Annotated in this window: 31 protein-coding genes; 25 read left to right on the top strand and 6 right to left on the bottom strand. The window is 42.4% G+C overall.

All coding sequences use genetic code 11. The features are described from left to right. From CU635_RS10770 to CU635_RS10740, 7 genes are all read left to right on the top strand, one after another. Positions 1-1188 (top strand): phosphopentomutase, encoded by a 1188-nt coding sequence (locus CU635_RS10770; RefSeq protein WP_101577367.1) that lies wholly within the window; start codon positions 1-3, stop codon positions 1186-1188. A 55-nt stretch (positions 1189-1243) separates the two neighbouring features. Beyond that, the gene (nagB, locus tag CU635_RS10765) at positions 1244-1987 is read left to right on the top strand and encodes a glucosamine-6-phosphate deaminase (RefSeq protein ID WP_101577366.1); all 744 of its coding nucleotides are present in this window, start codon (positions 1244-1246) and stop codon (positions 1985-1987) included. 164 nt (positions 1988-2151) lie between these two features. Next, complete coding sequence (locus tag CU635_RS10760; RefSeq protein WP_180956524.1) at positions 2152-2970, top strand: histidinol-phosphatase; 819 nt, start codon at positions 2152-2154, stop codon at positions 2968-2970. An 18-nt stretch (positions 2971-2988) separates the two neighbouring features. Beyond that, positions 2989-3852: an aldose epimerase family protein gene (locus CU635_RS10755; RefSeq protein ID WP_101577365.1), complete on the top strand. Its 864-nt coding sequence runs from the start codon at positions 2989-2991 to the stop codon at positions 3850-3852. Between the two features lie 280 nt (positions 3853-4132). Continuing rightward, positions 4133-5236: a glycerol dehydrogenase gene (locus tag CU635_RS10750; protein WP_101577364.1), complete on the top strand. Its 1104-nt coding sequence runs from the start codon at positions 4133-4135 to the stop codon at positions 5234-5236. 446 nt (positions 5237-5682) lie between these two features. Beyond that, entirely contained in the window at positions 5683-6171 is a 489-nt protein-coding gene (locus CU635_RS10745; RefSeq protein WP_101577363.1) for a DinB family protein, read from the top strand. 141 nt (positions 6172-6312) lie between these two features. Next, on the top strand, positions 6313-6501 hold the full coding sequence (locus tag CU635_RS10740; protein ID WP_101577362.1) for a hypothetical protein: 189 nt from the start codon (positions 6313-6315) through the stop codon (positions 6499-6501). A gap of 84 nt (positions 6502-6585) precedes the next feature. Here CU635_RS10740 and CU635_RS10735 read toward each other — a convergent pair whose 3' ends face one another. From CU635_RS10735 to hxlA, 4 genes are all read right to left on the bottom strand, one after another. Continuing rightward, entirely contained in the window at positions 6586-7113 is a 528-nt protein-coding gene (locus CU635_RS10735) for a potassium channel family protein (RefSeq protein WP_180955623.1), read from the bottom strand. 171 nt (positions 7114-7284) lie between these two features. Further along, the gene (locus CU635_RS10730; RefSeq protein ID WP_101577360.1) at positions 7285-8001 is read right to left on the bottom strand and encodes a 3-ketoacyl-ACP reductase; all 717 of its coding nucleotides are present in this window, start codon (positions 7999-8001) and stop codon (positions 7285-7287) included. Between the two features lie 60 nt (positions 8002-8061). Beyond that, on the bottom strand, positions 8062-8619 hold the full coding sequence (gene hxlB / locus CU635_RS10725) for a 6-phospho-3-hexuloisomerase (RefSeq protein WP_101577359.1): 558 nt from the start codon (positions 8617-8619) through the stop codon (positions 8062-8064). 7 nt (positions 8620-8626) lie between these two features. Beyond that, positions 8627-9259 (bottom strand): 3-hexulose-6-phosphate synthase, encoded by a 633-nt coding sequence (hxlA, locus tag CU635_RS10720; RefSeq protein WP_101577358.1) that lies wholly within the window; start codon positions 9257-9259, stop codon positions 8627-8629. A 198-nt stretch (positions 9260-9457) separates the two neighbouring features. Between hxlA and CU635_RS10715 the strand changes: the two genes are divergently transcribed. The 8 genes from CU635_RS10715 (at position 9458) to CU635_RS23315 (ending at position 14883) form a co-directional block, all read left to right on the top strand. Beyond that, a complete protein-coding gene (locus tag CU635_RS10715) occupies positions 9458-9838 on the top strand; it encodes a winged helix-turn-helix transcriptional regulator (RefSeq protein ID WP_101577357.1) in 381 nt (126 codons plus the stop codon). 73 nt (positions 9839-9911) lie between these two features. Continuing rightward, positions 9912-10115 (top strand): hypothetical protein, encoded by a 204-nt coding sequence (locus CU635_RS10710; RefSeq protein WP_101577356.1) that lies wholly within the window; start codon positions 9912-9914, stop codon positions 10113-10115. Positions 10116-10205: 90 nt separating this feature from the next. Continuing rightward, positions 10206-11213 (top strand): LLM class flavin-dependent oxidoreductase, encoded by a 1008-nt coding sequence (locus CU635_RS10705; RefSeq protein WP_101577355.1) that lies wholly within the window; start codon positions 10206-10208, stop codon positions 11211-11213. A gap of 183 nt (positions 11214-11396) precedes the next feature. Further along, positions 11397-11816: an RrF2 family transcriptional regulator gene (locus CU635_RS10700; protein WP_101577354.1), complete on the top strand. Its 420-nt coding sequence runs from the start codon at positions 11397-11399 to the stop codon at positions 11814-11816. 260 nt (positions 11817-12076) lie between these two features. After that, a complete protein-coding gene (locus CU635_RS10695; RefSeq protein WP_245917407.1) occupies positions 12077-12451 on the top strand; it encodes an IDEAL domain-containing protein in 375 nt (124 codons plus the stop codon). 124 nt (positions 12452-12575) lie between these two features. Continuing rightward, on the top strand, positions 12576-13226 hold the full coding sequence (locus CU635_RS10690; RefSeq protein WP_101577465.1) for a DsbA family oxidoreductase: 651 nt from the start codon (positions 12576-12578) through the stop codon (positions 13224-13226). Between the two features lie 171 nt (positions 13227-13397). Continuing rightward, positions 13398-14702, top strand: a complete 1305-nt coding sequence (locus CU635_RS10685) for an acetamidase/formamidase family protein (protein WP_101577352.1) — start codon at positions 13398-13400, stop codon at positions 14700-14702. Positions 14703-14739: 37 nt separating this feature from the next. Beyond that, positions 14740-14883, top strand: a complete 144-nt coding sequence (locus tag CU635_RS23315; protein WP_180955622.1) for a hypothetical protein — start codon at positions 14740-14742, stop codon at positions 14881-14883. Between the two features lie 97 nt (positions 14884-14980). Here the strand turns inward: CU635_RS23315 and CU635_RS10680 are convergent, their stop codons facing one another. Then, positions 14981-15973: an NADPH:quinone oxidoreductase family protein gene (locus tag CU635_RS10680; protein ID WP_281258883.1), complete on the bottom strand. Its 993-nt coding sequence runs from the start codon at positions 15971-15973 to the stop codon at positions 14981-14983. A gap of 226 nt (positions 15974-16199) precedes the next feature. Between CU635_RS10680 and CU635_RS10675 the strand changes: the two genes are divergently transcribed. From CU635_RS10675 to CU635_RS10665, 3 genes are all read left to right on the top strand, one after another. Next, complete coding sequence (locus CU635_RS10675; protein ID WP_101577351.1) at positions 16200-16610, top strand: DoxX family protein; 411 nt, start codon at positions 16200-16202, stop codon at positions 16608-16610. A 268-nt stretch (positions 16611-16878) separates the two neighbouring features. Continuing rightward, a complete protein-coding gene (rpiA, locus tag CU635_RS10670; RefSeq protein WP_101577350.1) occupies positions 16879-17547 on the top strand; it encodes a ribose-5-phosphate isomerase RpiA in 669 nt (222 codons plus the stop codon). 148 nt (positions 17548-17695) lie between these two features. Beyond that, on the top strand, positions 17696-17995 hold the full coding sequence (locus tag CU635_RS10665; protein ID WP_101577349.1) for an iron-sulfur cluster assembly accessory protein: 300 nt from the start codon (positions 17696-17698) through the stop codon (positions 17993-17995). A gap of 62 nt (positions 17996-18057) precedes the next feature. On the opposite strand, the gene CU635_RS10660 is transcribed toward CU635_RS10665, so the two are convergent. Continuing rightward, positions 18058-18276, bottom strand: a complete 219-nt coding sequence (locus tag CU635_RS10660; RefSeq protein ID WP_101577348.1) for a hypothetical protein — start codon at positions 18274-18276, stop codon at positions 18058-18060. Positions 18277-18447: 171 nt separating this feature from the next. Here CU635_RS10660 and CU635_RS10655 point away from each other — a divergent pair, with 171 nt between their 5' ends. From CU635_RS10655 to CU635_RS10630, 7 genes are all read left to right on the top strand, one after another. Further along, on the top strand, positions 18448-19230 hold the full coding sequence (locus CU635_RS10655) for a formate/nitrite transporter family protein (RefSeq protein ID WP_101577347.1): 783 nt from the start codon (positions 18448-18450) through the stop codon (positions 19228-19230). A gap of 29 nt (positions 19231-19259) precedes the next feature. Continuing rightward, the gene (gene fdhF, locus CU635_RS10650; protein WP_373270872.1) at positions 19260-22244 is read left to right on the top strand and encodes a formate dehydrogenase subunit alpha; all 2985 of its coding nucleotides are present in this window, start codon (positions 19260-19262) and stop codon (positions 22242-22244) included. Continuing rightward, the gene (locus tag CU635_RS10645) at positions 22219-22716 is read left to right on the top strand and encodes a helical membrane plugin domain-containing protein (protein ID WP_101577345.1); all 498 of its coding nucleotides are present in this window, start codon (positions 22219-22221) and stop codon (positions 22714-22716) included. The genes fdhF and CU635_RS10645 overlap by 26 nt, the downstream gene beginning before the upstream one ends. Positions 22717-22733: 17 nt before the next feature. Beyond that, positions 22734-22967, top strand: a complete 234-nt coding sequence (locus tag CU635_RS10640; protein ID WP_101577344.1) for a heavy-metal-associated domain-containing protein — start codon at positions 22734-22736, stop codon at positions 22965-22967. Positions 22968-22987: 20 nt separating this feature from the next. Further along, positions 22988-23128 (top strand): hypothetical protein, encoded by a 141-nt coding sequence (locus CU635_RS23310; RefSeq protein WP_180955620.1) that lies wholly within the window; start codon positions 22988-22990, stop codon positions 23126-23128. Between the two features lie 107 nt (positions 23129-23235). Further along, positions 23236-24033 (top strand): formate dehydrogenase accessory sulfurtransferase FdhD, encoded by a 798-nt coding sequence (gene fdhD, locus CU635_RS10635; RefSeq protein ID WP_342751451.1) that lies wholly within the window; start codon positions 23236-23238, stop codon positions 24031-24033. A 189-nt stretch (positions 24034-24222) separates the two neighbouring features. Then, positions 24223-25215, top strand: coding sequence for an LLM class flavin-dependent oxidoreductase (locus CU635_RS10630; protein ID WP_101577342.1), 993 nt, complete (start codon positions 24223-24225; stop codon positions 25213-25215). Positions 25216-25243: the final 28 nt, after the last annotated feature.

Below are 25243 nucleotides of genomic sequence, written 5' to 3'. Positions count from 1 at the left end.
ATGCGAAAAATCACATTACTCGTTTTAGATGGATTTGGTGTTGGTGCCATGGAGGATTGTATAGAAGTAAAACCAGAAGACGTAAACGCCAATACTTATAAACACATAAGAGAAACTGTAGATTTAAATATTCCTACGTTAATTGAGCTTGGGTTAGGCAAAATTGCCGATGATATCGGGACACCAACGGCTGCGTATGGAAAAAGCAACCTGGCCCATCCAGGGGCTGATACCTTTATGGGGCATCAGGAATTAATGGGAAGCAAGCCGGGAGTCTCGAACAAACGGTTAATGAAGGACGTAGGACCGCAAATTAAACGTGCTTTGGAATTACAAGGCTACGAAGTGGTCTATCCCATTGCCGGAGTGACGGTTTTGCTTGTCAATAACGCTGCTGTCATTGGAGACAACCTTGAATCACAAGTTGGCAACATTATTAATGTAGTCGGAGACTTGAATCAACTATCTTTTGAAGAACTGACGAAAATCGGAAAAATAGTCAGGGAAAATGTCGATACAAGCAGGGTGATTGTCTTTGGCAATAAAAAGAGCAATATAGAAACGATTCTTTCAGTTGTGAAGAACAAAAATGATGTACAATGGGGAGTCGACAGCCCAAAAGCAAATGTTTATGGCGAGGGCTATCATGTCCTTCATTTAGGTTACGGAGTTGATTTTGAGAAACAATTTGCCTATATGGCGGAAACGAACAATATTCCTGTCTACCGAATCGGCAAAACGGCTGATGTGATTCAGGCAAATGGATATAAGGACCCGGTCGTAAATACAAAAGATGTTCTTGAAACGTATCGCGAACTTTACCGCAAAAGCGAAGAAAACGCAGTATTTTTGGTAAATGTTCAAGAAACAGATTTGGCCGGGCATAAAGAAGACAGCCAGTGGTATAAAGAAGTATTGGAAGAGTCTGACCAGTTTTTAGCTTCTTTTATTCCTGAATTAGCGGAAGAGGACATTCTTATTATTACCGCTGATCACGGAAACGACCCGACGATAGGCCACTCCAATCATACACGCGAACAAACTCCGATTTTAATCGTTGGCCAAAAGGTAAAGCCTGTTTCAATTGGAACAAGGGAAACAATGGCGGATATCGCGGCAACGATGGCGGAATTCACGGGTGTCGATAAGCCTGAGTTCGGTACAAGCTTTTTAAACGAAATCATCTAATATTTTAAAAATTTATAAGGTTCCGTACATGCCTTTTAACGAGAGGAATGAGAAGATGAGGCTTGTTAAAGTTAGAAGTCATGAAGAAATGAGTGAATTTGCAGCCCGGCATATACTTGATAAAGTAAAGTCCAATTCAAAAGTATCACTTGGTCTTGCGACGGGCGGTACGCCAGTCAGGACATACGAATTGTTAATTGAAGATTACCGAAAGAATCACACATCATATGAGCATGTGTTCACGTACAATTTGGACGAATATGCGGGAATTGCAGCAGATCATCCGAATAGTTACCGTTATTTTATGTTCGAGCATCTGTTCAATCACATTAATATTCCGAACGAAAATGTTCATATACCTAGAGGTACTGCAAGCGATATTAAAAAAGAAGCGAAGCGCTATGAAAAACTGATCGACAGCATCGGTGGCGTGGATTTGCAAATTCTCGGGATCGGCGAAAATGGGCATATCGGGTTCAATGAACCAGGGACCCCCTTCGATACGAGGACACATATTGTCGAATTGACAGAATCAACAAGACAAGCAAATTCCCGTTATTTTGATGAATATTCCGAGGTACCGAAACATGCGATCACAATGGGCATTGCGACGATTTTAAAAAGCAAAGAAATATTACTTCTGGCATCAGGAGAACAAAAAGCTGACGCGATATACCGGATGTTTGAAGGTGCCGTAAGCAATGACTGCCCTGCTTCCGTGTTACGAACTCACCAAAATGTCATTGTCATTGCCGATGAAAAAGCGGTTTCGAAGCTGGAGAAAGTAAGAATAGGATAGAATTCTGTCCCAATAAAAAGGTGAGTGCATAATCCGAGAACTGCTTATGAAAATATAGCCCAATTCCATGTAAACTAGGGATTGAGGCTTTTTTTAAACTCCATTTACAATTGGGGAGTATGATAAGGTATATATATAAATTCTTAACGAGGTGGCATCGACAAATGAACTCTGATGTGAAATTTGATTTTCATACCCATCACCACCGCTGTGGCCATGCGCGCGGAGAAATCCGCGATTACATTGAAGCAGCGATTAAAAACGGGCTGGACATCATCGGTATTTCCGATCACTCTCCGCATTTTGCAAGTGAAGAAGATCAACCTTTTCCGCTCATCACGATGGGCAAAAGTCATTTTCCTGAATACGTAGCAGAGGTTCTTCAGTTAAAAGAAGAGTATAAAGGGAAGATTGAAGTGCTGCTTGGTGTTGAATCCGATTTTTTTCCGGAGCACGCAGAAGTTTATCGCCGTAATTATGAAAGTTATCCTTTCGATTACGTGATTGGTTCGGTACATTATGTTGATGGCATCAACATATTTAAAAAAGATAGATGGGAAGGTCTTTCAAATAAACAAAAATTAGTAACAAAGGAAACGTATTACGATCTTATCGAGCAATCGGCCCGGAGCGGGATGTTTCAAATTCTCGGTCATATTGATGCCATGAAGGGCTTTTACCCTGAGTTTTCGTCCATTCAAACGGAAGCACTTGAACGTACATTAAAGGTCATTGGCGAATATGACATTGCCATAGAGATTAATACGTCAGGTAACACGAAGTACTGTGGCGGCTGGTATCCCGCAGATGATATTCTTGAGATGGCCTTGTCTTATGGAGTTAAGGTTACTTTCGGTTCTGACGCGCATGATCCGGAACGCGTCGGTGAAGATTTTGAAGCGGTCAGACAGCGCCTCAAGGAAATTGGTTTTCAGGAATGGGTATATTTTAAGGAGAAGCAGAGGTTTTCTGTACCTATATAGTGAAAAGGCGGGGAGTATATGTTCGAAATAAAACAGTATCAAGATGAAAAATACAAAATTTACGAACTGACCGATTCATCAGCCAATTCATGGCTAAAGATCGCACCTGAACGCGGCGGAATCATTATCGGATTTGGCGTTCAAGGTGAAGAACTATTGTTCTTGAATAAAAAAACATTTTATGACGCAGATGCGAACATTAGAGGCGGAATCCCAATCCTGTTCCCGATATCCGGCCAATTGGAAAATGGGGAATACATGTGGAACGGTCAAGTGTACAAGATGAAAAACCATGGCTTTGCAAGAAATCAACCATGGGAAGTTATCGGCACTAGTGTGGATGGAGAAGCGTCGATCACGTTGAGTTTGGAAAGCAATGATGAGATGAAAAAGTCTTATCCTTTTGACTTTGAAGTGATTTTTACATACGTGTTGAAAGATGGCACTTTAACGATCAACCAGGAATATGTCAATCGATCCGATTCCGCAATGCCGCTCTATGCCGGATTCCATCCCTATTTCAAAACAACTGATAAAAATATTGGCTATGACACGGATGCGCAAACCTTCCTGGACTATAATGATTTACAATTAAAACAAGTAAATAACGGCCTGGACCTGACAGACAAGAAGGAATCCTTAGTGTTAACGGATGCAGTAAAAAAGGAAATCTCCTTTGTTTTGCCGGAACTAAACAAGAAGGTTTTGATGGAATACGGCGAAGAATTTAAATACGTGTATTTATGGACAGAGAAGGGGCAAGGTTTTATTTGTGTTGAACCATGGATGGCCAAGACAGATGAACTGAATCGTAAAGAAGAATTGTATTTTGTAAAACCAGGAGAAGCTCTGAAGACGTTTTTGACGATCACAGTGGAGTGAGTTGGTGTTCGGAAACCCAATTTATAGCATAAAAAAATTTTAATTTGAAATAATAACCCCAAGCCGGTTTCCCAAGAACACCGGCTTGGGCTTATTTATATTCAAGATGTTAAATTTTTGTGAAATGTTCGCTAAAAAGTCATCAAGCATGAACTTTGAAGCAGGATTTACGATGTAGTGTGGCAAATAGTTGATTAGTAGGATGAATCCAGAACAAGGAGTCACCCTTAGAGAAAAGTTGACTAGAAAAATACTCATGAAAAACAGGAGGAACACAGAGATGACAAAAATGATTATTTCACCAAGCAAGTACATACAGGGACCTGATGAACTGTCAAAAATCGCATCGTACACAGCCCAATTGGGACAGCATGCTTTTATCATAGCGGATGATTTTATTATGAATCTCACAAAAGAAACGATCGCAAGCAGCTATGCCAATCAAGAGAATACCTATACAGCCGAGAAGTTCAATGGTGAATGCTCAAAACCGGAGATCAGCCGGTTAAAAGAAATGTGTGCATCGGTAAATGCTGATGTCGTCGTTGGGATTGGCGGGGGTAAAACGCTTGATACCGCGAAAGCAATAGGTTACTACAATAGTATCCCGGTCATCGTGGCCCCTACAATTGCGTCAACAGATGCGCCAACAAGTGCGCTCTCCGTTATTTATAAAGAAAATGGCGAGTTTGATGAATATCTTTTCCTTCCGCTTAATCCAACCTATGTCATTATGGATACTAAGATTATTGCGGCAGCCCCAGTACGTCTTCTTGTAGCAGGTATGGGGGATGCTCTTGCCACGTATTTCGAAGCTCGCGCTTGTAAACGGGCTAATAAACCAGCCATGGCCGGTGCTAATGTAACCGAGGCTGCGATTGCGCTTGCAAGGCTTTGCTATGATACTTTGATTGAAGAAGGCCTAAAAGCAAAACTGGCAGTTGAGAATAAAGGAACCACTGAAGCGGTTGAGAAAATAATTGAAGCGAATACTTATCTGAGCGGAATTGGCTTTGAAAGCGGCGGCCTTGCTGCAGCCCATGCCATTCACAATGGCATGACAGTTTTAGAAGAAGCTCACCATATGTATCATGGCGAAAAGGTTGCTTTTGGTACACTCACACAGCTTGTTCTGGAAAACGCGCCGACTGAAGAAATTGACGAAGTGGCTCAATTCTGTTTAAGTGTCGGCCTGCCGCTGACTTTAGAGGATATTGGTGTAAAGACAATCAATGAAGACCAAATTCGCAGAGTAGCAGAGCTTGCGTGTGCGGACGGTGAAACGATCTATAATATGCCTTTTAATGTCACTCCAGAGCTAGTCTATACGGCGATATTGACTGCAGATAAACTGGGTCATTATTATAAGTCTTTGAATCAATAATGATTGCATCCTGTGAGGCAGGTCTGGTATTCCGGACCTGCCTTTTTAAGTGTCAAGTAGGGGGCCTGGCTTATCGCAAATTCTGGTTTCGCTTAAATAAAGCTGATTTTCGCTTAATTCTTAAATTTTGCGCTTAAATAATTCATCATTTCGCTTAATTCCCTTCAATTTCCGCTTAAATATTCGGACGCCACAATTTTATAAGTAAATTATTGTAAATGGTAGGATAATGATGTAAATATTTTTCGTTCACAATCAAATTGTTCGGCCGAATTTAATCATTTCTCTTCAAAACGGGTGTAAATACGGTTCACTTTTTAAAAAAAGTAAGCAAAAACTACTAATGTTAGTATTCGTTTTGATATCCACCCCATTTGAGTTATCTTCTAAGGAAAAGAGGGAATGGTCCATATGTGTAAAATTATAAAGGAAAAGGAGAGAGAGAATTGAATCACAAATCCATTTTTCTAAACCAGATCGCTGCTTGCCGTAACGAGGATGGATGGTTTGCTTCATTTGACAGGGCTGTAAAAGGTCTGACAAGTGAACAGGCTTCCTGGAAACAGACAGATATGATGAATTCCATCTGGGAAATCATCAACCATTTAAGATTTTGGAACCTGCGATATTTACATTATTTCACGGGTGTTCCAACTAACAAAATGGAAGGAAATAATGACAGCACCTTCCGTAACCAGGATCGGTTGGATTGGCCCGCTACAGTCGCAAGTTTACATGAAATGATGTCCGCCTGGTACAAAGCAATAGAGGAAAGCGATGACGTCAAGCTTGCGAGTGTGATCAATGAGCAATCTGACGAACCGTGGGCAGATGCAATTGCCGACCTCAACATCCATAATGCTTACCATATTGGTCAAATCGTCTATATCAGAAAACTGCAAGGCAGTTGGGACCCGGAGCAGGGGGTTCATTAAATTTGTGTATGGAATGGAACTGGACGTTTAGGCTGGGCGGCACAAAGGTTGCTTTTCTTTGTGCCTTTGTAATGTGAGGGTTGGTTAACACTCGCTCTGCCAGGGAAAACATTCCTTTATACTAATCTGGAGGAATAATTTATGGGGCAAAGTAATATTACATCGAATTTTGGTATGCAGGCACTTGAAGCAGTTAGACAAATATATATGCTTTACCCAGAGGTTGAGGAAAAGGTCGACTCTTTTGGACTCATCCTTCCCCATCATAATAAACGGTTTATTTCTAAAGCAAATGATATAGAGTGTAGATATTTTGTCACGGTTCTGTAACCAATAGTGCCTAAGTTGCCAGCTGCCTGATTTATCAGCTTTGACAACAACATAAAGAAAGCATTGCAATTTAACAAGGATACTTCAATTATTCAGTTTTTTAATTAGCTTCGCGGTTAGAATAGCCATAAAGATGGCGTCCGTGATCACCCCAACCAGCATCTCAGACGCGGCCAGGGCATTAGAAAGGATACCGATGGATGTGATGTCACCATAGCCTGTCGTCGTAAAGGTCGTTATGCTGTAATATAAAAAATCACCGCCGGAAAGGTTTTTACCGGTAAAGCTAAAAGCTTTATGACCTTTAATAGTGTATACAAGGAAATATAAATTTGCATATGTGATGATAATTAAGCTTAAAAGTAGAGCTGATCCGATAAATATTACCTTTAAGCTTGATTGGGAGTTTGGAATGACAACTATAAAATCAATTAGCAGATACAGGCAGATGGCTAAAAGTAATATGAGAATGGCGATTAGGAGATAGTTTCCTGTTTTTTCTTTGATTTTGTAAATAGTATTAGCGATTAACAGGAGAATCACCAAAACATTAAACATGAAATATGTAAACAATTTGTTCTTATTAAATTCTTTTTTAAGTAATTTCCTCATATTAAACCTCAGTGTAGTTATTAACCATAATTTCCCCCGTTGACTAAAATCCATTCAGGCACGATTCTAACTTGTATTATTTCCAATAGGGTTGGCACTTTGGATATATGTTCAAAATAAAAAGAATCGCCTTTTGGCTAATTTTAGCCAAAAGAACGATTCTTTTCTTGTTTATGGATTGGTGGACCATAATCCCGCAGTCTTAACGAAGACACGCGGATTCAGTTTTAGTTGAGCGACCATAAATTCAGCAAGATCCTCCGGCTGCATGACCTTTTCGGGATTGCCGTCAGTAAGATTTGTTTCAATTGCTAAATCGGTTGCTACAGTGCTTGGTGTTAAGGCACTTACACGGATATTATGCTTTCTCACCTCAAGCATGAGCGATTCGGTCAAGCCGAGCACCGCAAATTTAGAGGCGCTGTACGCGCTTGTAACAGGAGCACCCTTTTGGCCGGCTGATGAAGAAATATTAATGATATCCCCTGCTTTTTTTTCGATCATTTCTGGTAAAACAGCTCTTGTTACATTATAGACACCCATTAAATTTACCCGTACGATCTTCTCCCACTCTTCGGCTGTTAATTCAAGAAAGCCGCCAAATTTGGCAATCCCGGCATTGTTAATTAAAATATCAATTGAATTCAGGTCTGATCTGATGTGTTCCACCGCATGATGAACAGATTCAAGATCTGCTACATCTGCAACTGCTGCAGAAACATTCACACCGTATTCCGATAATTCAGCCGCTACCTTTTCGAGGTTTTCCATCGTCAGGCCCATTAGCCCGATATTGACTCCTTCTTTCGCCAACGCGATGGCTGCAGCACGTCCGATTCCTCTTCCTGCTCCGGTGATTAAAGCTGTTTTCCCATTCAATGAAGCCATCTTACAACTCTCCTTTGGCAAAAGACCAAAAATGATTTTGGCCTTTTGCGTGAATGTATTCTACTCAAGATTGGCATGCCTGCCAAACATCGTGCCCGAGTCCAATCCCTTTTTCTCCATGAACCTTAAAATGACGGCATCAAAAAATATCAACAGGGTTTGCTCAAATAGAGATCCCATTGGCTGGATTGTTTTATAGTCATTTTCCGATTTATCCTTAGGTGAGCCAGGCAGTTTAATCACGATGTCTGCTAATTGTCCAATTGTTGATTCCGGGGAAATCGTAACAGCTACAACAGTCCCGCCAATCTTTTTTGCTTTCTCTGCCATCGAAACCAGGCTTTTTGTTTCTCCTGAACCCGATCCGATGATTAAAATATCCTCTGTCTCAAAGTTCGGGGTAACCGTTTCGCCGATTACGTAAGCATCCAAACCCATATGCATCATTCGCATCGCAAAAGATTTAGCCATCAAACCGGATCTTCCCGCACCGGCGACAAAAATTTTCTTCGCTTCAAGAATGCCGTTCACAAGCTGCTCTGCTTGTTCATCGGCAATTAAATCGATGCTCCGATTTAATTCCTCAATGACTTGAGCTAAATATTCAGTGGTATTCATAATGACCTTAACCTTGTTTAATTAATCTTTGCATTTCTGCAGCTGCGGCTTTTCTATCTTCTTTTCCTGTAATTCCGCCGCCAACAATAACAAGGTCCGGCTGGGCTTTAATTACTTCAGGAAGAGTTTCTAATTTGATCCCGCCGGCAATGGCTGTTTTCGCATTTTTAACAACACGCTTGATAGTCGCTAAATCTTCGAAAGAGTTTTGGCCAACTGCCTGAAGATCATAACCGGTATGCACACAAATATAGTCGACGCCAAGAGCATCAACTTCTTTCGCCCGGCCTTGAAGATCCTTCACTGCGATCATATCCACAAGGATTTTTTTTCCTTGTTTTTTTGCTTCTTCAACAGCCCCTTTAATCGATTCATCTTCGGCGGCTCCAAGGATCGTAACGATGTCTGCACCAGCTTCAGAAGCCTTCATCACTTCATATCCAGCTGCATCCATAATTTTCAAGTCTGCTAATACCTTTAAATTTGGAAATGCTTCTTTCATTTCTTTTACAGCTCTAAGTCCTTCATTAATGACAACGGGTGTACCAATTTCAACTATATCAATATGCTCTTCGACTTCTCTTACGAGTTCTATTGCTTCTTGGATGTTGACAAGATCTAATGCTAATTGTAGTTCCATGAATTTTCACTCCTAGTATTTTTTCTTGGTTGCACTGTAGTAATATACCCAATTTTTTTCGGTGAAATCTTTCGATGCTTCCTCAGGCCGGAATGATTGTCATTATACTATGTATGTTTTATAGTTAAAAGTACGCACTTTATTATTACATAGTGTTAAAAAGTATACTAAGAAAGTTAATGAGATGGAAGGATATGAATGACACGGATGCAGGGTAAAACGTTTAACTGTGAGAAGGAGTTAACCCTTTCAGTTATTGGCGGAAAATGGAAGATGCTGATCTTGTGGCATTTAGGGAAAGAAGGAACGAAGCGATTTGGTGAATTGAAGGCACTCATTCCCGGAATTACGCAAAGAATGCTCGTTAACCAGCTTCGCGAATTGGAAGAAGACTTGATTGTAAAACGCAAAGTATATCCAATCGTCCCGCCAAAAGTGGAATATTCACTGACCGATGAGGGCAGGAGCCTGATGCCAATTCTTGACTCGATGTACCAATGGGGAAAGAACTATATGGAGAATGTCATGGAGAAACAGCCGGAAAATGTTTCACTAAAGGACAATTCCACAACGAACTGAAGCTATTGCAAACAATAAATTGTACTAGTCCAAACAGGGATAATCAAAATAAAAAGAAAACAGAGGTAATAACATGTTTGTAGTAAAACTATATGACAAAGCTGCGGTTTGCGAGCATATCGGGCGTTTTGATGATCTTAAATCTGCGGACGAATCGGCGAAAAGAGGGCTGAATTACAGCAAAGTAGCGATCGTCTATGAAGGAGAAATGCCTGTTAAACTGTATGACAACGGTGAATATAAGGACGGATTTCCTTTAGGAGTTGGAAGCTATTAGAGCTGTTATGCTCCAGTTATCCGGCGGCTTTAACGCTTTGTTATCCAGTCCGGATCAATTTTGAAGCAAGCTGGAAAGAGGGAAAAAGATATGAAAATCAGTATTTTAGACCAATCGCCAATTTCTTCTGGAAAAACAGCAGGACAAGCATTACAGGCCTCTATGCACTTGGCGCAAATGGGAGAAAAGTTGGGTTATTCACGGTACTGGATCGCTGAACACCACGATTTGCCGGGACTGGCATGTTCAGCGCCAGAAGTGATGTTAGGATATGTTGGCGCAAACACGAAAAAGATCCGGATTGGATCTGGTGCCGTTTTACTGCCGCACTACAAACCATACAAAATTGCTGAAACGTTTAATATGCTTGCCACGCTGTTTCCAGATCGAATTGATATTGGAATTGGGCGGGCACCGGGTGGTTCCGCTGAAGTAACAATGGCGCTGTCGGATAATTTTTTGGAGCAAGTTCGAAAAATGCCCGAACTGGTTAAAAACCTTCTCCATTTTTTAAACAACGATTTTTCTGCTGATGAAATGTTTTCAAAAATATCTGCAGCTCCTCTTCCTGCGGTCTCGCCTCAACCATGGATTCTTGGAACAAGTGAAAAAAGCGCCATTCTTGCTGCGGAACATGGAACTGCCTATGCTTTTGGACATTTCATGAGCGAAAAAGAAAGACCGGATATTTTGAAACAGTATACTGCAGATTTTAAAGTGAATGGTATGCTAAAACGTCCTGCATCGATTCTTGCTGTTTCCGCCATTTGTGCAGAAACAACCGAAAAAGCAGAAGAACTCGCATTGAGCGGCCGCGCTTGGCAAACTCAACTGGCAAAAGGCGAAGGCAAGAACGGCATACCTTCTGTGGAGGAAGCAAGACAATACTTAAATAGCGATGATCACCAAAGTATCGACAATAGCAAAAGACATATGGTGGTCGGCAATCCGCAGGAAGTCAAAGCTGAACTTCAAGAACTGCAAGCTGTATACGAAGCGGATGAATTAATGATTGTGACGATTACACACAGCTATGAAGATCGGATTCGTTCCTATGGATTAATTGCCGATCAAGTTTTATCATCCCGCCCTGAATGATCCAGCAGGCGTCTATTTTTAATGCTTTTCAGTTTCCATATAGATCGTAGCGGGTAAACAAAAATATGTAATGTTTTAAAGATTAAATAATTCAGTCGAATCGCTCCTTTTGAAGCACAACCTTTGACATTACAAACTGTATCAAATAAAATTACAGTAAGCTTCATTAGGAGGATATCGTAAGTGAACAGTGAATTTACTATAGCCGTGCATAGCTTGGTTTACTTGGCTTATCTGCCTGAGCGTATGGCTAGCAGCGAGCTGATTTCGAAAAATGTATCAACACACCCTGCCAGAATTCGCAAAGTCATGAGCTGCCTGCGTAAAAATGGATTTGTGAAGACAAAAGAGGGGATTGGGGGCGGCTATATTCTCAACAGCAACCCGCACGAAGTAACGTTGGCGCAAATTTATCGGGCCATTTCACATGGGGCTGTGAAGCCGCACGGGTGCACTGGGGATCCAGAACAGGACTGTCCGATTTCATCGAATATCCCGGAAGTGATGGACGAAATTTTTAATGAAGCAGAAGTCTCTTTAGTAAAATACCTGGATCAGGTTACGATTCATTCTGTACTGGAGAAAATTAAACAGTGTCACTGATATTGATTTGATTTTTATTCTAAGTGAGTGAATTTTATAAAACAATTCTTTAATTGAAGAACGAACAATTATGTGAAATTAAGATATTATTATTCGTTTCTACGGCATTGTGTTGTTTATAGATAACTTCATTCGTTTTTCGGTTTAGCTTATAACAATGAAATTCACTTAAGTGTAATATTTTTTGTTACAGATAGATCATAACTTTTCAGTGCATTCAACATATGAAACTAAAATTCTTGAATGGATGGTGAATGTTAATGACGGCGACTAACAAAGGGTTTGAAATAGGCGATTGGGTCAAGGGGAAGTCACGAAATGGAGAGTTAATCCGCGGTTATATCGAAACGATTGACCCTATAAACGGAATTATCAAAGTGAACGTGTTGGACAGCGATAATGATAAATCGATTGGAAAAACGGTTGCAACGTTAAGCAGATGGGTTGCAAAATTATCCGTAGCGGAGAAAAGGGACGAAGAAGAACTTGGCTACTTGATCGATCTTGCGCTGATTACAAATGATGAGCCATGGTTTATGGAATTGACAACGGAATTATCAGCTCTGAAACAGGCTTCAAAAGAAACACAACAAAAAGATCCTGCCACTCTGACTTTCACAAACCGTCTGGGTTAAAAAAGGTTGTCAGGAACCCTTTTAAATTAAGAATTTTTTTAGTGGGACATAAGGGGCACTAATAATGGCAATTTTAAATATTGCAGAGCATGTTGATATGACTATGGCTTGGAGGAATTGAATGATGGCATTGAAGATAAAGGTTTATTCAGACTATGTTTGTCCCTTTTGTTTCCTCGCAGAAAAACCTCTTGAAGAAGCAATAAATGGAAAAGATGTCGAAGTGGAATGGATGCCGTACGAGCTGCGTCCATATCCGAATGAGACGTTGCTGCCTGAGGGAGATTACTTACGAAATACATGGAAACAATCGGTTTATCCAATGGCTGAACGTCTCGGGATTCCGATAGTGCTTCCAAAAGTATCACCGCAGCCTTATACTCATTTAGCCTTTGAGGGCTTCCAATATGCGAAGGAACATCAAAAGGGAAATGAATATAACGATCGTATGCTTCGTGCCTTCTTTCAGGAAGAGCAGGATATCGGGAATATTGACATTTTAACAAAGCTGGCAGGGGAAGTTGGCCTCGATGAAAATGAATATCGACAAGCTCTGGAAACGAGAAAGTATAAAGAGCAACATCAAAAAGCCCTCCAGCACGCTTACACAGAAGCAAATATCACAGCCGTCCCTACCTTTGTGATTGGTGATACTGTTCTCTCAGGTGTTCGTTCGAAGGAGACGATTGAACAAGCTATCGAGGAAGAATTAAAAAAACAACTGTCTGATGACCAATTTTTTGAAGGAATGGCTTGCGGGATCGATGGCTGTTAATTGAAAATATAAAGTTCACCCATTTATGCAGGGGATTGTGGTTAACGCAATCCCTTTTTTGCGTGCATAGAAATCTATGAAAGATTGCTGATACTTTTAGGTGAAAAGCTCAAAAAATAATTGAATTGAGTTATAATGTAAGTGCTTACATAATTGATTGGGGGAAGAATAATGAAGGCACAGCAAACTCTATATGTAAACGAGTTTACAAATGGCATTTTGGATCCGAAACAAGAAATGCTCGGTCCCGTTATCGACGGGGGACACATCATTGCAAATACTACCCCGGGTTGTTGGGGCCCGATGATTACTCCATGTATTCGTGGCGGACATGAGGTCACGAGGCCGGTATTTGTTGAAGGAGCAGAAGTAGGCGATGCGATAGCGATTAAAATCAAATCGATTCAAGTGACTTCTTTGGCAACATCCTCAGGAAATGATAAACCGGTAGATGGGCGATTCCTAGGTGATCCATTTGTCGCAGTAAAATGTCCGGGCTGCGGAGAACTCTATCCCGATACCAAAATTGTCGGCACAGGTCCTGAGGCGATTCGCTGCACAAATTGCGGTGAAGATGTTACACCATTTGTGTTTACGAATGGATACACGATTGCCTTTGACGCAAAACGCAATGTGGGCGTTACACTAAGCAAAGAGGCTGCAGAAGAAATTGCTAAAGACGGCCGCTCATATATGTCAACGCCTGAGAACTCGGTCCAAAACCCGATTGTCACTTTTGCCCCTCATGATTTAGTTGGAACGGTCGCTAGACTTCGCCCATTTTTGGGACAGCTTGGCACAACCCCGTCAAGACCATTGCCAGACTCCCATAATGCAGGGGACTTTGGGCAATTTTTAGTGGAGGCTCCACACGAATACGGGATTACAAAAGAACAGCTGGAGGATCGGACCGATGGCCATATGGATATCAACAGGGTCCGTGAAGGAGCTGTACTGATTTGCCCTGTAAAAGTACCGGGCGGCGGCGTCTATATCGGTGATATGCATGCAATGCAAGGCGATGGTGAGATTGCAGGGCATACCGCCGATGTCGCAGGAATCGTAACGCTCGAAACAAAGGTTATGAAAGGGTTGGAGCTAGATGGCCCTGTGTTGCTTCCTGTTGCAGAAGATCTGCCGTATTTAGCCAAACCAATTACAAAGAAAGAGAAAGAATCCGCGCAGGCTCTTGCCGGGCAATGGGGTGTGAAGGAATTAGAAGAATCACTGCCGGTTTCTTTTATTGGAACAGGCGCGAATCTTAACGAGGCAACCGAAAATGGTTTAAAGAGGGCGGCAGATGTATTTGGGATTACTGTACCTGAAGTAATGAACCGGGCAACGATTACAGGTTCAATCGAAATTGGCCGTCATCCCGGAGTGATCACCGTGACATTCCTGGCCCCGATCCACTATTTGGATAAAGTTGGCTTAACTGATCTTGTAAGGGCTCAATATAGCGAGTTCCTTGATTAAAAGGCTGATAATTGATCATCCGAGTTGAAGATGTACTGTGAAAGTCGACGATAAGGTAGTCAAAGTTGAAGATATATTTGATAACTTGAAGATAAAATGGGGGAAGTTGATGATATATAGTGAAGTTGACGATAAAGTAGTCGAAGTTGAAGATAAATCAGCAAAGTCGACGATAAACTGATCAAGGTTGATGAAATAATAAAACAAAAAGGCTGCCGATCATGCATTCAGCAGCCTTTTCTGTTCATAATTGATTTAGCACGCGTCACGCTGATCTGCTAAATCTTCACTACGATCCTGCCTCGCGCCTGTCCTTTTAAAATGGAAGGCAATGTTTCTGGCAATTGTTCAAGGGTGATTTCTTTTTGCATGTTATCTAAAAGGTTAGCCGGTTTGAAGTCGGCTGCCATGCGGTTCCACAGTTCTTTTCGGACATCCATTGGGCAATAAACAGAGTCAATCCCGAGTAAATTGACACCGCGCAGAATAAATGGGAATACCGTAGCCGGCACATCCGTTCCGCCGGTTAAGCCACTTACCGCAACAGCCCCGCCATAGCTTAGTTTGCTCAAGATAGCAGCAAGAGTATTTCCACCGACTGGATCAACAGCCCCGGCCCATAGTTGTTTATCTAGAGGTTTAATTTTTTCATTGTAAACATCTTCTCGAGAGATAATCTCTTTCGCACCGAGCTTATGTAAAAAATCGTGTTCATCAGCTTTACCAGTACTGGCAACCACTTCATATCCCAGCTTTGCAAGCATTGAAACCGCTAAACTTCCAACGCCCCCTGTTGCTCCTGTTACAAGCACTTTACCTTTATCAGGCGTTAACCCGTTGTCTTCCAGGCGCTGGATCGAAAGTGCTGCTGTAAAACCGGCCGTACCGAATACCATTGCTTCTTTTAAGGTTAAATTTTTTGGCAGTGGAACAATCCATTCCCCGGGAATGCGTGCATACTCACTATAGCCTCCATAGTGGGAAACGCCGATATCATAGCTCGTTGCGATCACTTCATCCCCTTCGTTAAAACGGGGGTCCTGAGAAGACACAACGACTCCGGCTAGATCAATCCCAGGTATAAAGGGGTACGACCTGACAATTTTGCCATTAGGAGTGCCAGCCAAGCCATCTTTAAAGTTAATACCGGAATAAGCAACCTTGATTAACACATTAGCTTCAGGCAGCTCGTTTAAAGAAATACTTTTGATATCAACTGAAAAATCACTTTCGGTTTTATTAACCATTAATGCTTTAAACTGTTCAGACACACTAAAAACTCCTTTCGTATATAGGAAATGAATTGTAAATTACCAATGGATTCCTCTCCATCTTACTACATTTTTAAAAAGGATGAGGATGATTTCGATTCTATCTTAGTTATTTTTAATGAGATTGTGACAATTCCTTTAACTGTGCCAGGTGTGAATAAAGCTGCTCTTTAGGGGTATAATCAAACTACATATTAGATTCATCACTTTACGAGGAGGTCACAGAGTGGTAGACCTAGGACTATTAATTATCCGTGTTGTTGTTGGTCTTTACTATGCAGCACATGGTGCCCAAAAAGCCTTCGGTTGGTTTGGCGGGGGAGGGCCTGAAGGAACAGGTGCTTTTTTTGACCAAATCGGAATTAAACCAGGCAAAACGATGGCTCTATTAGCCGGTTGGGGTGAAGTTATCGGGGGTGTTTTGTTCTTACTCGGGTTTTTAACGCCTTTGGCTGCGATTTTAATTATTATTCCAATGATTGTGGCGATCAAAACGGTTCATGGCAAAAATGGACTGTTTTCTGACAAGGGTGGAATCGAATATACTGTTGTGCTGATAGCGGTTGCGTTAGGAATCATGCTGACCGGTCCCGGTGCCTTCTCATTGGCTGCGGCTTTTGATATAACTTTCTGGTAAACACATCTGTGAGGAACGGGTTTAAAAGGAAACTCATCAAAGCTAAAGCCACATCGGGCTTTAGCTTTTAAGATATATCCCCTTGGTTGTTTTTCTGATTTTCTAGATGTTTTTTGCCCCATTCCCCCATCACTCAATTTTTCAATAAGTAATGATCGCAGGGGAGCTTAAACGGCTCCCTTGATAAAAAAACATGGATGAAACAAATGCAAATTCACAGTTGTCATCATAAATATCATCAACGAAACTCGCAAAAGGAGAACAATGCATGAATGAAAAAAGGGTGATAGGTGAAAAGGCTGCCGAATTTGTAAAGGACGGGATGATTGTCGGGCTTGGAACGGGTTCCACGGTTTTTTATACGATTGCCAAGCTTGGACAGCTTCTGCGGGACGGACTCTCGCTTAAAGGGGTTGCCACGTCCGTTCAAACAGAAAAATTAGCAAGACAGTGGGGAATTCCCCTTGTCGGCTACAGTAGTGAAATAGATGAAATTGACGTTGCGATAGATGGAGCGGACGAAGTTGATTCTGAATGGAATCTGATAAAAGGAGGCGGCGGTGCCCTTGTACGGGAAAAAATGATTGCTAAAACGGCAAAAGCTTTCATTGTTATAGCCGACTCTTCAAAATTCGTTGGAAAGTTAGGGAATTTTCCTCTCCCGGTAGAGGTTGTCCCATTTGGATATGAGATGACGCGGAAACATCTAGCTGGATTTGGATGTGAACCAAAACTGCGCGAGATTTACGACACTCCCTTTAAGACAGATAACGGAAATTATATTTTTGACTGCAGCTTTCCGGAAATACTCGAGCCTGCAGCGTTAGAACGCGACCTGAATTTAATTCCTGGAGTTGTTGACAATGGATTGTTCGTAAAAATGGTCGACACTATCATTACGTTGGACTCGAATAGGAACATTATCATTACAAGATAAGAGAACTTAGAAAGGGACAAAAGAAGTTCTTTTCAGTAAAATAAATATTGATCTAGAACTGAACATCCCGCGAAAGCAGGATTTTTTATTTTTTACAACAATAATGCCATAATATAAAACAGAAAACATAGAATAGGGGACAACCAGGATGAAATGTAAAATTAACCGTAATGCAGCAAAAGAACTAAAAAAGATGTTGAGCAGTGAAGAAGCAGAAGGTAAAATGATCCGCGTATACGTTTCTTTGCACCATGGCGATCACGCCCACTTTGATTTAAAGCTTGATACACCAACAGAGCACGATGAAATCGTCAAGACAGATAAAGACATTGATATCCTCCTTGACAAACGTGAAGATTTTCTGGACGGTGTCTGGATCCAGTACTTTTATGTAGGTGAAGAGGGATTTGTCATCACAAATCCATCAAAAGGAACACACAACCATTAAGTTTGGTTACGGTGATAAAGGAAAAAAGAGTGAAATCCGCCAAGGATTTCGCTCTTTTTACACTAGGGCAATAAGTATATCTCATTAAAAGGAGGATCGGTCAGTTTCGATTTACGCAACCTTCCGTCATTAACAAGATCCACCAATCCCTGCTCAATATCAGAAGGGTTTACCGCAAAAATATCAGCCATTTTTACTGTCGATAGAGACATATATTTTGGTTTTTTTGATGAGGAATGGATCATTGTCTCCACTCTTTGAAAAAGCTTTTCCTTCTCCATGCAAGCCTTCCTTTCTATTTATAAATCTTTTTAATAACATTCCCAAAACGATCAAAGAAATGACAACAAAGAACATATATCGATCAAATCACGAAAATTATCCTAACTTTCCTAATAAAACTCGAAAAAAAGCAGATAGTAAGAAGTGAATTTAAGTAGGAGGGAACCTCAATGGCGTTTCATAGTCCCCCGCGCATTGCCCAATTAGCAACAGAGATCGGGATTCGGAAAGCGACATTACCGATTCGGAGCATGCTTGTATTAGGGTTTTTGGGCGGAGCATTTATCTCTTTGGGCTATCTGTTAGATATAAGGGTGACAGCGGATTTACCGAAAGACTGGGGAACGTTTGGGGCCTTTTTAGGTGCGGCAGTCTTCCCGATGGGACTCATATTAATCGTCGTTGGCGGGGCGGAGTTGTTAACGGGAAACATGATGGCCGTTTCTATGGCTTTCTTATCAAAGCGTATCTCGTTAACCCGCCTGATACGCAATTGGTTTTGGATCACAATCGCCAATTTTATCGGATCGCTCTTTGTCGCTTATTGCTTTGGCCATATCGCCGGTCTGACAGACACTGGTCCATATTTAGAGAAGACAGTCGCAATCGCAGGGGCAAAGCTGGATGAAGACTTTTGGGAAGCGTTTTTTTCAGCGATCGGTTGTAACTGGTTGGTCGGTCTCGCGATCTGGCTATCGTATGGTGCCGAGGATGTTGCCGGGAAAATACTTGCTGTCTGGTTTCCAATTATGGGATTTGTCGCGATTGGATTTCAGCACGTTGTCGCCAACATGTTCGTCATTCCGGCTGCGATATTCGCAGGCCATTTTAGCTGGGGCGACTACATATCAAATTTCATTCCGGTATTTATTGGAAATATGATTGGAGGGGCTGTTTTTGTAGCGGCACTGTACTGGATTGCTTACAAAGATTACGCAGCCCCGGAGGCATGAGGGAGACAATCTGATAGTTAGGAGAAGTGATGATGACGGAAACAATGTTCACAGTGCAAATTAATGGAGAAGTGTACTCCGCTAAACCTGGACAAACGATTCTGGATGTTGCCAAGGCACAGGATTTATTTATTCCTAGTATTTGCTATCACCCGAATCTTGGAACAATTCAAACGTGTGATACATGTCTTGTCAATGTGGGAGGAAATCTGGTTCGCTCCTGTGCGACAAAAGTGGAGCAGGGAATGGAGATTGATACCTTCTCCAAGCCGGTTAAAGAGGCTCAGGACGAAGCAATGTCCCGAATTTTAAAAAATCATGAATTGTACTGTACAGTCTGCGATAACAACAATGGAAACTGCACGGTCCACAACACGGCCGAGTACATGGAGATTGAACACCAAAAATACGAATTTGAGGCGAAACCATATCCACCGGACCTTTCGCATCCGATGTACCGGTATGAACCAGATCAGTGCATTCTATGCGGAAGATGTGTCGAAGCCTGCCAGGACTTACAGGTAAATGAGACGCTGTCGATTGACTGGAACCGGGAAGTGCCCCGGGTTATTTGGGATAACGATGTCCCGATTGATGAGTCTTCCTGTGTTTCCTGCGGTCACTGTGTAAATGTGTGCCCGTGCAATGCCTTAATGGAAAAATCGATGATTGGCAAAGCTGGCTATTTAACTGGGATTCCACCAAAGATATTGGCGCCGATGATCGATTTAACAAAGGAAGTCGAGCCAGGATATAAGGAGATTTTTGCGATATCGGAAGTGGAAGCAGCGATGCGCAAAGCCCGTATTAAGAGGACAAAAACGGTGTGCACATACTGCGGAGTCGGCTGCAGCTTTGAGGTTTGGACAAAGGACCGGGAAATTCTCAGGATCCAGCCCACCGAAGAGGCACCGGTTAACGGTATCTCCACTTGTGTGAAAGGTAAATGGGGCTGGGATTTTATCAACAGTCCTGAGCGTTTAACAAAGCCGTTAATCCGCAGGGGAGAGGAATTTGTGGAAGCAACCTGGGATGAGGCTCTGAATTTGATTGCCAACAAGCTGACTGAGATCAAAGAAAAGCATGGCCCGGATTCGATCGGATATATTGCATCTTCGAAATGTTCCAATGAGGATAATTATGTGTTCCAAAAATTTGTCCGTGCAGTAATGGGATCCAATAATGTCGATAACTGTTCCCGCTACTGCCAAACACCGGCAACTGCCGCTCTAATGCGGACGGTTGGATTGGGAGGCGATACCGGCACGATCAGGGATATCGCTTCAGCCGAGCTTGTCCTCGTTGTTGGTGCAAACCCTGCTGAATCCCATCCGGTTTTATCGACACGCGTGAAACGTGCCCATAAATTATTCGGGCAAAAGCTGATCGTTGTCGACTTGCGGGAGCATGAACTGGCGCAGCGGGCAGATCTGTACGTCCATCCGAAGCCAAGCACGGATCTTATTTGGTTAAATGCCGTGACCAGATATATTCTTGACCAAGGTTGGGAAGCTAAGGAGTTTCTGGCAAGCAGGGTTAACGGTTTGGAAAAATATATAGATTCCCTTGAGAAATACACGCTTGAGTATGCCGAAGAAAAAACAGGAATTTCCCGGGACACTTTAATTCAAATCGCGACGATGATCCATGACGCGAAAACGGTATGTGCCCTCTGGGCAATGGGCATAACTCAGCACACGGGAGCAACCGACACAAGCACGGCGATCTGCAACCTGTTATTAATTACCGGCAATTACGGTCGTCCCGGAACAGGAGCTTACCCGCTCAGGGGTCATAACAATGTTCAGGGGGCATGCGACTTTGGCTCTTTGCCTGCATGGTTCCCTGGTTATGAACCCGTCCAAGACCAACAGGTTCGGGAGAAATATGAAGAAGCATGGGGTGTGTCGCTCCCGGCCGATCCAGGCATGAACAACCACCAAATGGTAGAAGGAATTGATAAAGGCAAGCTCAAGGCTCTTTACCTTTTTGGAGAAGAAATGGCCCTGGTTGACTCCAACTCAAACTATGTTGAATCGAATTTCGAAAAGCTTGATTTTTTTGTTGTCCAGGACATCTTCTTCTCAAGGACTGCCCAGTTTGCTGATGTTGTTTTGCCAGCTGCTCCAAATCTTGAAAAAGACGGCACATTTGTCAATACGGAACGCCGCATCCAGCGCTTTTATAAAGTCTTCGAACCGCTGGGAGAAGCAAGACCCGATTGGGAAATTTTTCAGGACCTGGCGAACCGGCTCGGAGCCAATTGGAAGTATGAACACCCTGGTGAAATTATGGAGGAAGTAGCCAAGCTCGCACCGCTGTTTGCCGGCGTCAGTTACGATCGGCTTGAAGGCTGGAACAGCCAGTTGTGGCCAGTCGCTCCAAACGGGCAGGACACCCCGTTGCTGTATACAGAGCGGTTTGGCTTTCAGGATGGCAAGGCGAGACTTGTTCCGGTTGATTGGACAGAGCCGTATGAACCTGGTGAGGAATACGATCTCCATCTCAACAATGGACGGATCCTTGAGCACTTCCATGAAGGCAATATGACGTACCGCAGTGAAGACATCACACACAAAGTGCCTGAGCCATGGCTGGAGGTCTCCCATGAGCTTGCCAAGGAAAGAGGCCTGAAAGACGGTTCATTGGTACGGCTTACCTCACCATACGGGCATACTGAGATCCGCGTGATCGTTACTGACCGGGTGCAGGGTAATGAACTCTATTTCCCAATGCACTCACCAGAAATTATTTCGGCTGTCAATCGCTTAACAAGCAGCTACCATGATTACATCACCCACACTCCAAGTTATAAGGAAATGAGTGTGAAAATGGACGTATTGGAAGTGGAAGGACACCCGCCGCTTCCAAGGGAAAATTTTCGTTATGGCAACCGTGTGCCGCAAATCAGTGTGAGGGTTGAAGAAAAATGGAAGCGGGCTGATTTTACACCAATACCGGAAATGTTCGAAATGGGAGGTGATGAGTATGGCGAAGGCAATCAGGCAAATTAAGCAGGCCATTCCCAACCCTGCGGAGGAACAGGCCCAGGCCATCTCGGATATTTTAGAGGAGCTCACGAAAAACCGCGAAGCGATTATGTCGACGATAGGGATTTTAAAAGGCTTGCATGAAATGAGGGTCCTTGAGATTGTGCATGGGCTCATCGACCAGCGTACCGAAGTAGGGGTTATCGCGATTCAGCAAATCAATCAGCCGGAAATGCATAATACAATTAAAAATGGCATGGGTGCATTTAAATTCCTTGGCAGTTTGCAACCCGCCCAGCTTGAAACCATTCTTGACGGAGTCGGCCTTGGCTTGAAACGCTTATCCAAGACCGGGCAACAGGGCGAGAAGCAGACAATATGGAAAATGAGAAGGAGGCTGCGCAGCCCCGAGATCAGGGCCGCAATGACGACAATGGTTGATTTCCTTGAAGGAATGGGACAAGCATTTCTGAAAAATAAGCAAAATAATCAATAGGAAAAGGGGGAGATGATGTGGAAACAGGCGTTTTTTTCGTGAAAAATATGTCCAATCAGCAGGATGCAAATAAAGTGTTGAATGCCTTGCTTGATGTATGGGGAATCGGCAGAGCTGAGGTCCATTTAGAAAACCATCAAGCCGTATTTACTTTCGATAAACGAATGGCATCTTATGAAGACTTTCAATATGCACTTGTTGATAGGGGTTACCAGGCTGAACCGGTTGAAAATTATCGGGTCGAAAAATAAGTTTTAGGAGGGAAGCGCTGATGAAAACATGTGAAGTATGCGGATTAACTGAGGAAGCAGAACATGATGAGGCAACAAAAATGGAAGGTACATTGTTGCATGTTTGCCAAGACTGTCAAAATGACCGCAAATTGGATTATCTACAAAATGATTTCTTTTAAACTAATTAAGGGGATGTCCTTTAATGGTGGGCATCCCCTAAGCCAGGCTATAGGGCCTTGTTAATGATTACTTTACAAGAAGTACAAAGCATAAAGAGGTCGTGGCCGTGGAAAAACCGATAGAAGTGAGACGAGAAATTCTGCGTTATGGAGACGGTGAATTGAACAGGGTCGAAGATACGATTGTGACCGAGTACCCGATTACTATCAAAATCAATGGCGAGGAATTTGTGACGATCGTCTGCACTCCTGAATATATCGAAGATTTGGTAACAGGTTTTTTGGCATCGGAAGGTATTATTCGCCGCTATAAAGATATCGAAGAGATATGGGTGAAGGAAAAAGATGGATTTGCTTATGTGAAAACTTCCAGGGTCAACCCTTATTTCCGCGATTTTCAAAGCAAACGCTATATAACTTCATGCTGCGGAATGGGACGGCAGGGCTTTGTATTCGTAAACGATGCGCATACTGCCAAAAAGATGGAGCGAATCACCGCATCACTTTCTGTTGACGACTGTTTTCAGTTGATGAATCATATGCAACAATCGGCCACTACTTTCCATCATACTGGTGGCGTCCATAATGCCGCTCTGGGAGATGGAAATGGAATTTTGCTTGGAAGAATGGATATCGGGCGCCATAATGCACTTGATAAAATTTATGGCTATTGCTTAAGAAATGACATTGCCATTGGTGATAAGAGCCTCGTTTTCAGCGGCCGAATTTCATCAGAAATTTTATTAAAAGCGGCAAAAATCGGTTGTGAAGTGATATTGTCAAAATCAGCCCCGACTGAACTCGCTTTGCAATTAGCAGAGCAATTGGGGATTACCATAGTGGGTTTTATCCGCAACAAATCATTAAATGTTTATACACATCCGGAGCGGATCAGGGATATTTAATGCGCTTGAACTGTTTCCAAGATTTGAAGCTATATCTTCTCTTTTTAGAAGAATAGCTCTTTTTCATTTCTAAAAAAATCAGTCCGAAGCTTGCATAATAGATGATATTGAAAATGAAAACTATAATAGGTTGGTATGGTAAGTAGACCATTATTGTCATGCTATTTATAGAGGAAGAAGGTAATTTGTTTGAAATTGAGTGTTCTGGACCAATCTGTTATCAGTAAAGGAGGAAATGCAAGCTCAACATTCCGAAACACTGTGAAACTTGCTCAAACAGCAGAAGAGCTTGGATTTATCCGTTTTTGGGTGGCTGAACACCATAATACGAACGGGTTTGCAGGTTCAGCGCCTGAAATTCTAATTTCTCATCTTGCTTCGAGGACGAAAAAAATCCGCGTAGGCTCGGGCGGGGTTCTGCTCCCGCAATACAGCCCTTATAAAGTAGCTGAAAATTTCAAGGTTTTAGAGGCATTATTTCCGAACCGCATCGACCTCGGAATTGGGCGTTCACCTGGAGGCTCGCCATCTACCCGGTTAGCGCTGACAGATGGGTTAAGAAAAAGTATGAATGACTTCCCGCAACAGGTCAAAGACCTGCAAGGATTTTTAAACAACAGCTTGCCTGATGCTCACCAATTTCACGATGTTCATGCCTTCCCAACAACAGAATCGCTTCCGCAAATGTGGCTTTTGGGAGTAACACACCGGGGTGCGCGGGTTGCGGCTGAAAACGGCACAGCGTTTACTTATGGCCATTTCATTACTCCTGTTAACGGGCAAAGAGCGATGGACCAATATCGAAATGACTTTCAACCATCTCAATATTTAACGGTACCAACAGCAAATGTCTGTGTTTTTGTCGTTTGCGCCTCGACAGAAGAAAAAGCTGAGGAGATGGCACTGAGCCAGGATATGTGGCTGCTGGCGGTGGGAAATCAGACAGATACAAGAATCCCTTCGATCGAAGAAGTGAAAAGCATGAACTTAACAAATGAGGAACGATTAAAAGTAAAAGAAAACCGCAAGAGAATGATTATTGGTACACCTGAGAAAGTAAGAAACGAACTTCTCCGTTTAAGTGAATTTTACCGGACAGATGAATTTATGATCATAACCAATGTTTATGATTTTCAAGATAAAATTTACTCCTATCATTTATTGGCAGAGATGTTCCATTAGGAGTATCCCGACAAGTATAAAAAGAAAG

It is taken from the genome of Bacillus canaveralius (genome assembly GCF_002860125.1).
Lineage (GTDB): Bacteria > Bacillota > Bacilli > Bacillales > Cytobacillaceae > Bacillus_BJ > Bacillus_BJ canaveralius.
The sequence above is the reverse complement of the archived record's forward strand: the minus strand, read 5'-3'. Positions and strand labels throughout refer to the sequence as shown.